Source organism: Acinetobacter sp. Tr-809 (assembly GCF_011753255.1).
In the GTDB taxonomy this organism is placed as follows: Bacteria; Pseudomonadota; Gammaproteobacteria; order Pseudomonadales; family Moraxellaceae; genus Acinetobacter.
Genome location: NZ_VWVZ01000005.1, coordinates 254,629 through 269,555, shown reverse-complemented (window position 1 = coordinate 269,555; position 14,927 = coordinate 254,629). Strand labels below are relative to the sequence as shown.

General features: G+C 41.5%; 13 protein-coding genes. 7 read left to right on the top strand and 6 right to left on the bottom strand.

The genetic code is table 11. The features are described 5' to 3' along the window. The 3 genes from znuD (at window position 1) to F3J02_RS13020 (ending at window position 4,517) form a co-directional block, all read left to right on the top strand. The gene (gene znuD / locus F3J02_RS13030; protein ID WP_167249906.1) at window positions 1-2,070 is read left to right on the top strand and encodes a zinc piracy TonB-dependent receptor ZnuD; all 2,070 of its coding nucleotides are present in this window, start codon (window positions 1-3) and stop codon (window positions 2,068-2,070) included. Between the two features lie 145 nt (window positions 2,071-2,215). Next, window positions 2,216-3,679, top strand: a complete 1,464-nt coding sequence (locus tag F3J02_RS13025) for a phospholipase D family protein (protein ID WP_171526125.1) — start codon at window positions 2,216-2,218, stop codon at window positions 3,677-3,679. A gap of 25 nt (window positions 3,680-3,704) precedes the next feature. Further along, entirely contained in the window at window positions 3,705-4,517 is an 813-nt protein-coding gene (locus F3J02_RS13020) for a hypothetical protein (protein ID WP_167249901.1), read from the top strand. An 83-nt stretch (window positions 4,518-4,600) separates the two neighbouring features. Here the strand turns inward: F3J02_RS13020 and F3J02_RS13015 are convergent, their stop codons facing one another. Further along, window positions 4,601-5,038, bottom strand: a complete 438-nt coding sequence (locus tag F3J02_RS13015; RefSeq protein ID WP_171526132.1) for a hypothetical protein — start codon at window positions 5,036-5,038, stop codon at window positions 4,601-4,603. Window positions 5,039-5,217: 179 nt separating this feature from the next. Between F3J02_RS13015 and F3J02_RS13010 the strand changes: the two genes are divergently transcribed. Continuing rightward, window positions 5,218-5,709: an RcnB family protein gene (locus F3J02_RS13010; protein ID WP_167249897.1), complete on the top strand. Its 492-nt coding sequence runs from the start codon at window positions 5,218-5,220 to the stop codon at window positions 5,707-5,709. A 153-nt stretch (window positions 5,710-5,862) separates the two neighbouring features. Then, window positions 5,863-6,234 (top strand): RcnB family protein, encoded by a 372-nt coding sequence (locus F3J02_RS13005; protein ID WP_167249895.1) that lies wholly within the window; start codon window positions 5,863-5,865, stop codon window positions 6,232-6,234. 41 nt (window positions 6,235-6,275) lie between these two features. Here the strand turns inward: F3J02_RS13005 and F3J02_RS13000 are convergent, their stop codons facing one another. The 4 genes from F3J02_RS13000 to F3J02_RS12985 form a co-directional block, all read right to left on the bottom strand. Further along, a complete protein-coding gene (locus F3J02_RS13000; RefSeq protein WP_167249893.1) occupies window positions 6,276-6,773 on the bottom strand; it encodes a phosphate-starvation-inducible protein PsiE in 498 nt (165 codons plus the stop codon). A gap of 121 nt (window positions 6,774-6,894) precedes the next feature. Then, the gene (locus tag F3J02_RS12995) at window positions 6,895-8,676 is read right to left on the bottom strand and encodes an acyl-CoA dehydrogenase C-terminal domain-containing protein (RefSeq protein ID WP_004652441.1); all 1,782 of its coding nucleotides are present in this window, start codon (window positions 8,674-8,676) and stop codon (window positions 6,895-6,897) included. A 162-nt stretch (window positions 8,677-8,838) separates the two neighbouring features. Next, a complete protein-coding gene (locus F3J02_RS12990; RefSeq protein WP_005193034.1) occupies window positions 8,839-10,641 on the bottom strand; it encodes an acyl-CoA dehydrogenase C-terminal domain-containing protein in 1,803 nt (600 codons plus the stop codon). A 311-nt stretch (window positions 10,642-10,952) separates the two neighbouring features. After that, window positions 10,953-11,327 carry a heavy-metal resistance gene (locus F3J02_RS12985; protein WP_167249891.1) on the bottom strand — a complete coding sequence of 125 codons (375 nt, stop codon included), beginning with the start codon at window positions 11,325-11,327 and terminating at the stop codon, window positions 10,953-10,955. Window positions 11,328-11,458: 131 nt separating this feature from the next. Here F3J02_RS12985 and baeS point away from each other — a divergent pair, with 131 nt between their 5' ends. Beyond that, on the top strand, window positions 11,459-13,132 hold the full coding sequence (gene baeS, locus F3J02_RS12980) for a sensor histidine kinase efflux regulator BaeS (RefSeq protein ID WP_167249889.1): 1,674 nt from the start codon (window positions 11,459-11,461) through the stop codon (window positions 13,130-13,132). 45 nt (window positions 13,133-13,177) lie between these two features. Next, window positions 13,178-13,864, top strand: a complete 687-nt coding sequence (locus F3J02_RS12975; RefSeq protein ID WP_005193024.1) for a response regulator — start codon at window positions 13,178-13,180, stop codon at window positions 13,862-13,864. Between the two features lie 470 nt (window positions 13,865-14,334). Here the strand turns inward: F3J02_RS12975 and F3J02_RS12970 are convergent, their stop codons facing one another. Beyond that, window positions 14,335-14,916: a L,D-transpeptidase family protein gene (locus tag F3J02_RS12970; RefSeq protein WP_167249887.1), complete on the bottom strand. Its 582-nt coding sequence runs from the start codon at window positions 14,914-14,916 to the stop codon at window positions 14,335-14,337. Window positions 14,917-14,927: the final 11 nt, after the last annotated feature.

Sequence of the window (14,927 nt, the reverse complement as noted above, 5' to 3'; positions counted from 1 at the left end):
ATGTCATTTCCACAGAATATTTTGACCTTATCTATTTTAGCTGTTGTATCTGTATCTACGTTTGCAGCAGAAAATGAGCAAGTGACAAGTTTAGAGACAATACGAATTAAAGCACATCCATTAGAGCAAACATCGAAAGATTTTGCGGTTGCCGATACCGTAGTGGATCAAAAACGCTTACAGCAGGGAGCTGTCACCATTGGTGAGGCATTGAGTAGTGAACCTGGGATCTATTCCAATCAATTTGGTGCGGGCTCAAGTCGCCCTGTGATTCGTGGTCAAGATGGACCACGGGTAAAAGTCTTGCAAAACTCCTCCGAAAATATTGATGTATCAACTTTATCTCCTGACCATGCAGTGACTGTAGATCCTGCACTCGCTCAACAGGTTGAAGTGATTCGTGGACCTTCTACCTTGTTGTTTGGTGCAGGAACAGTGGGTGGTTTAGTTAATGTAACAGATAGTAAGATTCCAACCAAAATGCCTGAAAATGGCTATGAAGGTAATGTGGGTTTACGTTACAACACGGGCAGTGATGAAAAGCTGGCAACGGCTGGGGTAACGGTCGCTCTTGGTGATCAAGTGGCCTTGCGTGTTGAAGGCTTAAATCGTGAAGCCAATGACTATATCGCGCCGAACTATGTGCACGAAGGTGAGAAAGAGCGTCGTGTCGGTAATACCTTTGCCAAAGGTGAAACGGTAAATGTCGGTTTGTCTTGGATTTATGATCGCGGTTTTACAGGAATTTCATATAGCAATCGCCAAGATAAATATGGTCTGCCGGGACATAGCCATGAATATGAGAGCTGCCATTTACATGGTCTAAGTTTGCATTGTGGTGAGCATGATCATGGAGATGGGGATGATCATGGGCATGGTCATGACGATCACGACCACGATCATGCACATGAGGCAGGTCCTTGGATTGATCTGAAATCTGAGCGTTATGATGTGCGTACAGAATTGAATGATCCCTTTGCAGGATTTAAAAAGTTACGTGCTCAAGCCAGTTATACCGATTATAAACATGATGAAATTGAAGAAGATACCATCGCCACTCGCTTTAAAAACAAAGGTTATGATGGTCGTTTAGAATTGGTACATAATCCATTGGGTCCTTGGGAAGGGGTGATTGGAACCCAATATGGTCAACAAAAATTAGAACTCACGGGTGAGGAAGCTTTCTTAGCACCAAATACGACGAAGAAGTGGAGTATTTTTGCCTTAGAACATGCACAGTTTAATGATGTGCATGTCGAGCTGGCAGCACGTGCAGACCAACAAAAAATTGATATTGAAGATTCAACTAAAAAAGATTTCGACGGTTCAGCCTTTTCTGTTTCTGGTGCTGCCAATTGGGAGTTTGCACCGAACTATAAACTTTCTTTCGTAACCTCTCATCAGGAACGTTTACCATTAGCACAAGAACTATATGCAAATGGTGGACATTTCGCGACCAACACTTATGAGTTAGGTGATGATCAGTTGAAGAAAGAGAAATCGAATAATGTGGAACTTGGTTTCCATTATGACAATAACAAGTTTGACTACCATGTGCATGTCTATCACAACTGGTTTGACGACTATATCTATGCTCAAACTTTAGATCGTTATAAAGATTTTCGTTTGGTGAAATATACCCAAGATCAAGCACGCTTCTACGGTGCTGAAGCAGAGGCGGGTTATCAGATCTCGGACATGTACAAAGTTGGTGTATTTGGTGACTATGTACGCGGCAAGATTGACAATGAAAATGCCCCGCGTGTCCCAGCAGGTCGTCTAGGAACAAAAGTAAATGCGGACTTTGGTGATGGCTTTAGCGGTTCAGCTGAATACTATCATGTGTTCCAACAGGACAAGATTGCTGCTTATGAGACTAATACCCAAAGCTATAACATGCTGAATTTAGGTGTGGCTTACACGGGTAAATATAGTAAGGCAACAGATTATCGTGTTTATCTAAATGCCAATAACTTGCTCGATGACCAGGTGTACCAACATGCATCGTTCTTATCAACAATTCCACAAGTGGGACGTAATTTTACGGTTGGGGTGAATTTTAACTTCTAAGTGAAAATTTAATTTTTGATTTTTTAAATGATCACTAAATTAGCATTGAAAAATCAAAGTATAAGCTCTAGCCTACATAAAGTTCCCCCTCTTTGATAAAGAGGGCTGGGGTGATTTTTATTCGGCTAGGGCTTTTTTTGTTTATATGCGTATCTTCCAACGAATCCATCGAAAATTAAACTGGTCAGGTCGACGTTACATGGCAGTTATATTGTGTATTTTTGCGATTGGATACATTGCTTCGGCAATCTATCACACAGTAAAACCACTTCCGAAAGGTCTGGATTTTACTGGGCAACTACGTCATGCCAATGTGAAATTTTTAGCCGATCAGACCTATATCGATGCGCAAGGTCAGCAACAAGTTGATCAGCATATTTTCAAAGAAGTCTTCCAGTTGATTGATCAGGCACAGAGTACCATTGTGCTGGATATGTTCCTATTTAATCAGGAAGTGGGTAAGTCGACAGTCAAACAGTTTCCTTTAATGCAAGAACTGACCGATGCCTTAATCGTGAAGCGCCGTTTGCATCCAAATGTAGAAGTTGTGGTGATTACTGATCCGATTAATTCGGTTTATGGTGGGTTGACTCCAAAGCATTATCTACAACTACGCCAAGCGGGTGTGGATGTCATCGAAACTGATTTAAAACCATTGCGTGCCTCGAATCCACTGTGGTCAGGTTTTTGGTATATCTGCTGTCAAAACTTAGGTAATAATCCTGAAGGTAGTTGGTTAAGTAGCCCATTTGGCAATGATAAAATTACCTTGCGCAGTTATCTAGAATTATTCAATTTCAAAGCCAATCACCGTAAAACCTTGGTAGTTGATACGGTTGACGGCTGGAAAAGTCTGGTGACTTCGGCAAATCCACACGATGGTAGTTCGCATCATAGCAATGTGGCTTTGGTGGTAGATGGGCCAACAGCGATTGATGTGTTGCAAACTGAACAAGCTGTGGCGAATATGTCAAAAGGTTCGAGCCCATTTGTGATTATGGGCGGGCTAGCTGAAGATAAAACATTGCCACAAGTACAAGTGCTGACTGAAAAAGCCATTTACGATGCTGTGCTGAAAATGATTCAGACTGCGAAGAGCAAAGAGCATTTAGATATGGCGATGTTCTATTTATCGGAGCGTAATATCATTGAAGCCTTGAAACAAGCCAAGCAACGTGGTGTCAATATTCGTATTATGCTTGACCCGAATAAAGATGCTTTCGGTCGCCAAAAGAATGGTATTCCCAATCGCCAAGTAGCTTCGGAAATGAATGCGGTAGGCATTCCAATCCGTTGGTGTGATACCCGTGGAGAGCAATGCCATAGCAAAATGTTGCTTAAATCTAATGCCCAGCAAGCGGAGATCGTTCTTGGTTCTGCCAACTTAACTGCGCGTAATCTAAAAAATTATAATCTTGAAACCGACATGCGCGTGATTGGTGCAGCACAAGCGCCCGTGTTTAAAGATGCAGGACAGTACTTTGATGCAGCATGGACAAACGCAAATGGCCGTCAAATCACGGTGGATTATGCAAAATATGCTGATGAATCAAAAGTAAAATACTGGATCTATCGTTTTATGGAATGGTCGGGATTATCCACCTTTTAATGCAGCTTAAATAGAGTTCTACACAATGGCGAAAATTAAACTGAATATCAGACAGGATGAGCAGATTGATTTAGATGTACATCAATTTAATCATTATGCAGATATTGTTGAAATCCAAAGTTGGGCAGAACTCTTAGAGAGTTATTTAGCTCTAAAACAAGATGTTAAACCAAAGAAAGTGTTTCTAGTTCTAGATGATAGGTCACAAGCAGAATACACCTCTATGCATGCTCAATTGGGGGATCAGCTTTATTTTGATGACAGCCAATATTTTGCAGGAATCGAAGATATTGGCAGCCGAGAAAGCCAACTGATTGAAAGTAATATTGTCACACCTTTAAGGCTGCAGCATTATGTTCAACAGCTGAGTCATCTAGATCATCAGAGAAGCTTTGCAAGTCTGGCTGAAAAAATGCAGCACTATGATCAGAGTGATCTAGAGGCACTAATTTATTTCAATCAAAACCTATTGATCTCTAGCAATACTGAAATAATGGTTAAAGTGGCTGCTGTGGAAACAGAAGCATTGAAACTGGCGATGCTACCGAATGGCTATTTTTCTTGTGATTTTGATCCCTTCGAAAACTTCGCCATTATTCAGCAGATACAGCACTATGGCTTCGAATTTATCGGACTGGGTGCATCTTTATTGGGATGGATTAAAACACCAGATTTTAAAGCGGATAAAATTGAAGATTTAATTCAGGATCTCGCTTTAATTTACCCCTTGGACTCAATCCATCAAGAAAAAATGAAAGCGCTGATTTTGGAAAATAATTATCTGATATTACCTTATTCAGAATCCCCACAAGAATATTTAGGTTATGACTTATCGTGATTTAGATCGTGAGTTCAACAAACTGAATGTGGGTGTTTATTTGCGATTCAGCTTGTTGAAAGACCTACATCATCAATAAAAAATTAAGGGCTTGGAGGGATTAATTGATCTAAATCCTTATCAGCCATTTGCTCGAGTTCACTTAAATCTGTTTTAATTTTCCACTGATTTTCATCATCGACAGGATTCGGTAAGCGGGCTTCTAGCCAGTCACAGACCACATCTGGAGTGAATTCTGGATGATTGCACTGAATTACCCAAGCCAAGAAATCTTTAGCCTCACCATTCATATAGGGTGGTGGAGACACTGGGAAGAACTGGGTTGGTAAACGTTCATTGGTGGATAAATAATTAAGAACATGTCCAAGCTCTTGAACGGTTTGCCATGCTAAAGGATGTTCAACATCAATATTGAATTTAAACCACCATGCATGTTGACCATCTGCACCATGCGCAACGATACGCGCTTCTTGCACACTTGGAACTTTGCAAAAGAATTGATAGAGACGATCAAAATTCATTTCAGCCACAGATGTTGCCTTAAAACCAAAAAAATGATTTTAGCATATCTAGGTAGAGCTGTAGGTCGTTGCTGTTTATCTCTGTAAAGCAGCAGTTGATCTGAAAAAATATTATTACAACAGTTGTGATTATTTTTTGTTCTAAAATAGACAGATACTCTGCTTTTAGGGAGATCACGATGAAGCAATTTCAATCTTATATTTATGGCTTGGCGGCTGTATTGAGCTATCTCCCAGTAATGAGCTATGCGGACAATGCTTGGAGTGGTTATAGTGGGGTAGAGCGTCGTTCCTATCATCAGACTACTCCTGGCTATCAGCCACCTGCGCAAGACCCATTTGCGTTCTCAAATCAGCGCGCGACACCGACAGCGCCACCGAAAGGGTACTACTATCAACCCAATCAAAATAATTACTATCCTTATCCGAATCATCGACCGGGTGTTCGTGTCGAATATTATCCAGACACACAATATGACCGCAGCTATCGTCGTGAGTCTTTTGTGGTTGGCAATGAATTACCAGGTGAGTTCCGAAGCGAGCGCTATGTGATTCGAGACTGGGACTATTATTCCTTACGTGAACCACCACGTGGCAGACATTGGGTCGTTGTCGATGGACGTTATCTTTTAGTGACTGATGATAACTTTACCATTGAGATTATTCGCTGATTTTTTGATGGTTTTTAAAATGAAGTCTCTAGAGGACTCTTCATAATTTCTCGCTATTCATTACAAAGCTTTGCAATGTTGCGAGTTTTATTCATGCTTTCTCCTTGAGTTTTTCTTAATCTGATTTCAGATCGAAAAACAGAGGATCAAAGAATGAAGAAGACCGCAGTATTACTTGTATCAACACTTATGTTGGGTGTTTCTGCCTCAGCTATGGCGGATTCAAATCGTTGGAATCATGATCATAGAGATCGCTACGATAATCGCTATGATCGTTATGACCACCGTTACGATCATCGTGAACAGCCACGCTGGTCAAATGGCGACCGCGGTAATCATTATGGTCAACGTATTAACTTCAAGCGTGGCGAACGGTTACCCTCAGAATTCCGCAGTAACCGCTATGTGGTTTCGAACTATCGTAGCCATCGTTTATATGAACCACCTCGTGGCTATAACTGGATGCAGGTACAAGGCAAATATGTGTTGGTGGACTCGAAATATCGTGTTTTCCGAGTTGCATAGCAAACGTAATAAAAAAGCAGGCCATGTGCCTGCTTTTTTATTTATGCCAGTTCGTCATCTTGTGGTTGAGGTGTTTTGTTGGAAGGCAATTGTTGTTCTTGATCTTTGCCCCGAATTACAGAAGGGTAGTTCCATGACGCAAATCGTACCACCAAAATCGCCACAGCTAAAATCAAGATCGAACCTGTGGTAATGACCAAATCCATAGAGGCTTTATGATTGTGCTGAATATCGGCAATCAATAGACGGGTGAGTGCAGTAATCGCGACATAAATCAAAAAGCGCACCGGCATGTGATTGGTCTTGAAATAAATCCCTACCATTGCACCTAATTCTAAATAGATAAACAGCAGCAAGATGTCATCAATGGTGGCGTACTGTTTTACCGTTAGAATTTCAATCACGGTATGTACGGCTGACCATGCAATCATACAGCCGATAATAAATAAGGCTAAATAATGAAAAGCTTCAACTGCGTAATGACCGAAGCGATCAAGTAGACGAGGTAAGCCTTCAAGTTTCTCTCTTGAATTAGACATAGCGATTTATATTCTCAACATGATCATTAGAATGTTATGCAAGTTTTATGCTGATTTTATTATAGTCATAAAAAAACTGCCTCAACCAAATGATTGAGGCAGTTTTATCACCGCGCTAAAATTAAGCTTGATTGGTGAAATAATCTTCGCTGAAGTTCATGATCAAATCAGAACCTGCTTTGATTTTCGCTAAACGTGCATCTAATTCAGGCAAGATACGGTCTACAAAGTATTGTGCTAATGCAATTTTGTTTTGGTAGAAATCACCAGACTTGTCTTTTGCAGCAGCAGCGATTTTTGCAAACATATATGCGAAGCTGAGTAAGCCTACTGCATGTAAGTAATCAACCGCAGCGGAGTTCGGGAAGTCAACATTTTCAGCTGCTTGCTCAATAATGAACTGCGTGATTGCTTCAATTTCAGTTGCAGCATCTAAGGTTGCATCTTTAATGAAGTTCAAATCAGTGTCTAGATCATTGGCGAAGTCACGGATTTCAGTGATGTACTCAGCAATGAATGCACCGCCACATTTAATGGTTTTACGACCAATTAAATCTTGAGACTGAACACCATTGGTACCTTCGTAAATTTGAGCAATACGAAGATCACGGATACATTGTTCCATACCCCATTCACGGATATAACCGTGGCCACCAAACACCATTTGCGCATCTAGAGTCGCTTGGAAAGCAGTATCAGTGAGGTAAGCTTTTGCGATAGGTGTTAACAATGCAACACGGTTGTTCGCTTGCTTCACAGCTTCAGCATCGGTCGAGAACTTGGTGATGTCCAGTTGTTGACCGACATAGACTGCAAATGCACGTGATGCTTCGTTATTCGCACGTACATTTAACAACATACGACGTACATCGCCGTGAACTAAAATGCTGTCCGCTGGTTTGTTTGGTGATTGGACGCCTGCTGCGCTACGGCCTTGCAAACGGTCAGTCGCATATTGTGCTGCATTTTGATAAGCAAATTCAGAAGCACCCAGACCTTGGATACCCATCGACAAACGTTCGTAGTTCATCATGACGAACATTGCAGCAAGACCTTCGTTTTCTTTACCAACGAGGTAGCCTTTAGCACCATCAAAGTTCATCACACATGTTGCAGAGGCTTTGATCCCCATTTTGTGCTCGATTGAACCAGGGCCTACAGGGTTACGTTCACCTAAAGAACCATCTTCATTTAACAGGAACTTTGGAACGATGAATAACGAGATACCACGTGAACCCGCAGGAGCATCAGGTGTCTTGGCAAGAACAAGATGAATGATGTTTTCAGCTAGGTCGTTATCACCACCGGTGATGAAGATTTTAGTACCGGTAATGTTATAAGTACCGTCTTCATTACGTTCAGCTTTAGTTTTGATAATGCCTAAATCTGTACCTGCATGTGGTTCAGTTAAGCACATCGTACCTGACCATTCGCCAGAGTAGATTTTAGGTAAATAGGTTTCTTTTTGCTCTTGTGATGCATAGCTATTTAAGGCCATACCAGCACCCACAGAAAGCAGCGGGTAGAGCATGAATGATGGGTTGGTTGCGAATAACATTTCATCAGACAGTACAGTCAGCATTTTTGGCATTGCCTGACCGCCCCATTCTTCATCAGCACCTAAGCCGATCCAACCACCATCAGCATATTGACGGAATGCTTCTTTAAAACCAGCTGGGGTAAAAACTTCACCATTTTCCCAACGTGCGCCTTCTTCATCACCCGTACGGTTTAACGGATGTGTCACGTTTTGGGCAAACTTCGCCATTTCTTCTAAAATTGCTTCAGCTGTTGCAGCATCTACATGAGCCAGTTTCTCATTAGACTGCCAAAATTGTTCTGCTTTAAATACATCATTTAAGATGAATTTCATATCTGCTAAAGGAGCATTGTAAATTGGCATAATCGTTCCCTTCTACGCACAGTTTCATGTGCAAAGTGATCAAATAAAACGAACAAATAAATTGAATAGTGTAAATTTAGCATTGATTAAACAAAAAAAGGACGGTCAAAACTGACCAGTCCTTTTTCTGTGATGAACGTTGCATCTCATTCTAAACTATGTTTAGAAAGCGAAGTGTTCCGCATCAAGTTCAAACAATGGCGCTACGCCAGTTGAAAGTACGTCTACATGTGAGCGAACACGTGGCAAGATCTTCTTGAAGTAGAAGCGAGCAGTAGTCACTTTTGCATTGTAGAAGTCAACTTCAGTTGAACCTTCTGCTAATTTCTCTTGAGCAACAAGCGCCATACGTGCCCATAAGTAAGCAAGCGTTACATAGCCAGAGAAGTATAAGTAGTCAACCGCAGCTGCACCAACTTCATCTGGGTTTTGCATTGCACGCATGCCGATTTGCATGGTGATATCGCCCCATTCTTTGTTTGCAGCAGCCAATGGCGCAATGAACTCTTGCATTGCAGCATTGTCTTTGTTTGCTTCAACAAATTTATGGATGATCTTGGTGAAGTCTTTCAACATCGCACCTTGAGTTTGCAGGACTTTACGACCTAACAAGTCAAGTGCTTGAATCTCAGTGGTACCTTCGTATAAGCAAGCAATACGTGTATCACGTACGATTTGTTCCATACCGTGTTCAGAGATGAAACCGTGACCACCAAATACTTGTACACCGTGCTTCGCAGATTCAGAACCCGTTTCAGTTAAGAATGCTTTTGCAATTGGTGTTAACAAAGACAAGATGTTATCAGCAAACTTACGCTCTTCTTCAGTTTCGCCTTTCTCAACGATATCTGCATATTGAGCCAATAAGTAAACCAACGCACGACCGCCTTCAGCAAATGATTTTTGCGTTAAAAGCATGTTACGAACAGCTGGGTGAACAATAATTGGATCAGCTTCTTTTTCAGGTGCTTTAGGACCAGAAAGAGAACGCATTGCCAAACGATCTTTCGCATACGCTAAAGCGCCTTGGAAAGAAGATTCAGATGCAGATAAACCTTGAACTGCTGTACCGATACGTGCTGTGTTCATGAAGGTGAACATGCAGTTTAAGCCACGGTTCTCAGGTCCGATCAAGTAACCTTTTGCTTGGTCAAAGTTAATGACACAAGTTGCGTTACCATGGATACCCATTTTGTGTTCGATTGAACCACAACGCACTGCATTACGCTCGCCAACAGAACCATCTGCATTTACATGGAATTTAGGTACGATGAATAATGAGATCCCTTTAGTACCTTTTGGTGCGCCTGGTAAACGTGCAAGTACGATATGAATGATGTTCTCAGCCATGTCATGTTCACCAGCAGAGATAAAGATTTTCTCGCCAGAGATTGCGTAACTACCGTCAGCATTTGGTTCTGCTTTAGAACGGATGATACCTAAGTCAGAACCTGCATGAGATTCAGTTAAGCACATGGTCCCTGTCCAAACACCTGAAACAAGGTTTGGCAAGTAAGTGTTCTTTTGCTCATCAGAACCGTGATGTTCTAAAGTACGAACAGCACCGTGAGAAAGACCAGGGTACATGCCCCATGACCAGTTTGCAGTACCGACCATTTCAGAGATAGAAATCCCTAAAGAGTTTGGTAATGCTTGACCGCCAAATTCTTCATCAGCAGAAAGAGATGGGAAGCCAAGTTCGATATATTTTTGATACGCTTCTTTAAAGCCTGTAGGTGTTGTTACAACACCGTCATTCCAAGTACAACCTTCACGGTCGCCGACTTGGTTTAAAGGAGAAAGTTCGTTTTCGCAGAAATCAGCCGCTGCTTCTAAATATTGATCAACCAATTCACGGCTTACTGTGTCTTGAAATGCAGGAAGTTTCGCGTAATGTGCTTCAGCATTTAATAATTCGTGCAATACGAACTGCATATCACGTAAGGGTGCTTTGTATTGTGGCATAGCGGGTTCCTCAATACTGGTTAAACCAGAGTTATAATCTTAGTCAATGTTTGATGTGCCCAAGAGCACCATTTGGTAGCGCTAATCGTGCAACAAGTTATAGTTCGGTACAAGCTTTTGCAGGTCATTTCTTAGTGACTGCTAAGTCAAAGTTTATGGTTCAACCTGCTTAAGCGTATAGATTGTAGGCGGTTTTCAGGCTTTTGAGTTAAACTGCTGATCTAAAATCGTAAGCAGCTGTGTAATTCAAAATGAATGCTCTTTGGCCATAAAAAAAGGCGCTTTAAAAGCGCCGATGAGGAAGAGGTTGATTATGTTGTTGCGTTGGCTTGGCGTTTGAACTGAGATTTATCTGGGGTAAAACGAACTTCACATGTGCCTTCAATTACACGCTTATTCCATTGAACATTCACACGTTCTCCAATACGCTTACCTTGGCAGGCTTGTTCGATTTGCGCACGTTGAGCTTGATGTTCCTGACGCATTTGTTCACGTTGCTCTAAACGCTGTTCACGTTTAGCTTGCCATTCGGCACGTTGCTCTGGTGTTAGTGGTGTACGTTGCATATTATGACGGTGGTGGTCACGGTTCATCGACTGTTCTGCTGGAGTTGTCGATTGACAGGCAGCCAAACCTAAAATAGAACCGAGTAGAGTGGTCATCAATACAATTTTTGTCTTGTTCATTATTTTATCCAGCATGATCAGTTGAGATTCGATGGTTAAAGATTAGATAATAAAGATGAAGAAACAATGGAGAGTTTTTTTCGACCATGTTGGTTACAATCCATAAATAGAACACTATTGAGATTCAGCTTTTGAATGTTCGTCGCGTACCTTTAGCCTTACGCCTGTTTTTAACGGTATTACTTACAACCTTGTTGATCGCAACGATTAGCTTGGGGGTTTTGCATTGGACCATGCAAAAAAACTTTGCGCGTTATGTGGCCGATGTGGAAATGCAGAAGTTAGACCGTCTGATTGCCAATTTGGGCAATGTTTATACGGTTTATCATGACTGGGGTAATGCGATTCAGGCACAGATTCTGCAAATAGAAGGTACTGCTGCACCTGACGACTATGATCGATTATCGCAGTGGTGGTTACGCCGTCAGTATGATATTGCCTTACAGCAACGTTATTTTAATGACCATACTTTACTCAGCCTTTCTCCTACTTTGGCACAGAATAGTGTTGAGGTAAAAAATCGGCAGATATTTAACGACGAAGAATTAAAAATTCTCAAACAAAACTTACCTTCAGAATATCAGCCTTTCGAAGGCTTACGTTTTCCTTTAAGCCCTCGTCAATTTCGTTTAAAGACGGATAGCAAAGAAGATAAACAAGAAAACAAACTTAATACAGCGCCTGTTGAACATGGTAAAAAACGCTTTGTTTCTATTCCTGATCGTTTAGGTTTAAGTTCACGTTTATCTTTATATGATGAAAACCAGCAGTTTATTGTAGGTGAGCCAGCGAGTGACCAAATTTCGTTCCGCCCAATTGTGGTTGGGGAAAAGGTGGTTGGTTATTTAGGTTTAAAACCTGTACTTGATCAGGACGATGCATCCAGTATCAATTTCTTTAGTAACCAAAAACGTTATTTGCTGTTGGTCTATGCATTAACGGTACTTTCAAGTCTGGTTGCTGCATTGTTGATGGCAACTTATTTTAAGAAGCCGATTCAACGCTTATTAAAAGCTACTTTAGAACTGACACATGGTAATTATCAGCATCAGGTCATGATCAAACGTAATGATGAACTTGGTGATTTATCTAACCAGCTGAATCATTTGGCTGATATTTTACATCAGCATGAAGAATCACGCCGTCAATGGGTATCCGATACTTCACATGAACTAAAAACACCGTTGGCTGTATTGCAGGCACAGATCGAAGCGATGCAGGATGGGATTCGTAAAGCCACACCGGAACACCTTGATGCCATGATGCGTCAGGTGAGTACCTTGAAAAAGTTAACCCAAGATTTAGCTGATTTGGCACAAGCTGATGCGCAACAGTTGAAATGCTATTTTGCGACAGTTAATCCTTGGGATGTAGTATTGCAAGAGGTTGAAAACTTTAAGTCTACCTTTGAGCAAAACCAGCTTGAAGTAACACTGTCAGGGGAAGGGGCTAGCTTATCTTTAGACAGAGACCGCTTTAAACAGATTATTGTCAATTTACTGGGTAACTGTGTTCGCTATACCGAGCAAGGTGGAAAAATACAGATTCACACTCAACAAAATGAGCAACAATGGATAATGTATGTTGATGATAGTCCATTGGGTGTGAATGATGAGCAACTGGCACGTTTAGGTGAGCGTTTCTATCGTGTCGATGACTCGCGTACACGTAGCACTGGGGGTACCGGTTTAGGCTTAGCTTTATCATGTAAACTGGCACAAGCTTTAGGTGGTTCACTGACTTTCGACCATTCACCTCTAGGTGGGTTGCGTTGTGTGCTGACTTTCCCAAAACAGATTAAGTAACTTTTAAATCCTCTTTGGTGGGGGATGATGGATAGGATGAAGACCATGAAACATATTATGTTGGTTGAAGATGAAGTTGAACTCGCACAGTTGGTTCGTGACTATTTAGAAGCTGCTGGGTTTGAAGTCAGTATGTTTCATGATGGTCAAGATGCTTATACTCAGTTTCAGCAACGTAAACCAAGCTTAATGATTTTGGACTTGATGGTTCCGCGTATGGATGGTTTGACCATTTGCCGTAAAGTCCGTGAACAGTCTGATCTACCGATCATTATGGTGACTGCTCGTACTGAAGAAATTGACCGCGTATTAGGTTTGAACATGGGGGCAGATGACTATATCTGTAAGCCGTTTAGTCCAAAAGAACTGGTTGCTCGTGTACAAGCTGTTTTACGCCGTTTGGAACGTAAGGCTGAGCCTGAACAAAATGATTTATTCCGTATTGATAAAGCGCAGCAACGGATTTGGTATCAACAAAAAGCACTGACTTTGACCCCGACTGAGTTTCGTTTATTAGAGTTGTTCTTGGAACACTTAGGTCAAGTTTATTCTCGTGCGCAATTACTTGATCATATTAACCCTGATAGCTTCGATGTTGCCGATCGCGTGATTGATAGTCATATTAAAAACCTGCGCCGTAAGATCACAGAAGCGGCAGATACGGGCAATCGTCATGAATGGATTCAGGCGGTGTATGGGGTAGGTTATCGCTTTGAATATCCAGATGAGTAACTAGATTTACGCTATCCTGTGATAAGCCTTGCGCTGCTACAACGCCTTGCACTGCTATAGTCGCCCTTGCGCCGCTTCAACGCGGCTCATATCCAAGAAAATGTGGATAGTTTCTACAGATGAGTTCGCCTCTTTTCCTTTGTATAGAGAAGCTGAAATAAGATGGATCTTGATGATGATAAGGGATGACGTACTGCAAAAAGTTTTATCCTGTGGATAACCACAGCGTTATCCACAGAAAATGTGGATAGTTTCGCAAAGCTATTGTAGAAATTATCTGCTGTTATGTGGTTAAGTGAAAAATCGCTATCTTCGCCACTAAAAAATATTACATTACTTTACAAAAGGTTGTGATGATATCTGTGCCGTAATTGAGATCAATTCTCTCTATCGAACTTATCCCCTGAATAAGCCTTGTTCGGTTTAATAAAAGCCGCTATCCACAGAATCGGTTTTAAACGCCTGTTTGATTATGGATGAATGATAATGGGCGTATGATCCGTGACCAATTGCCATATCTCATCCATATCTGAGTTGGTTACCGCAATACAACCCAGTGTCCAGTCTTTACGTGGCATATAGCTTGCGCTTGCAGGAAGTGATGTTGCCCGTGTTGGTACGGTACCATGAATCATCACATCACCGCCAGCGGATTGACCCTGCTGTTGGGCATAGGCGCGATCCACTTTATTGGGATAGGAGATGTGCAAAGACTTATAGTAAGCACTTTGAGGATTCCGCCAATCAATAGAATAAGTTCCCTCAGGTGTTTTACCATCACCTTCAAACTGTTTGTGTCCGATCGGATCAAAGCCTAAACGCATGGGATAGCTGCGAATGACTTCCTGTTGATGTTTCAATTGCAGAATGCGCTGGCTTTTAAACACTTCAATTGAAGTCACCGGTTTGTTTTTTTGAAGCTGTTGTATTTCATGGGCTGAAAGAGGTTGATGTGCTGAGCCCATTGTTGGGATAAACTTGCCATACTGGGAATAAGCCAGTCCCAATAACAGGATTAAAATCGCACATCCAATCATCAGCCCAATTTTCATAGATTTCTTCT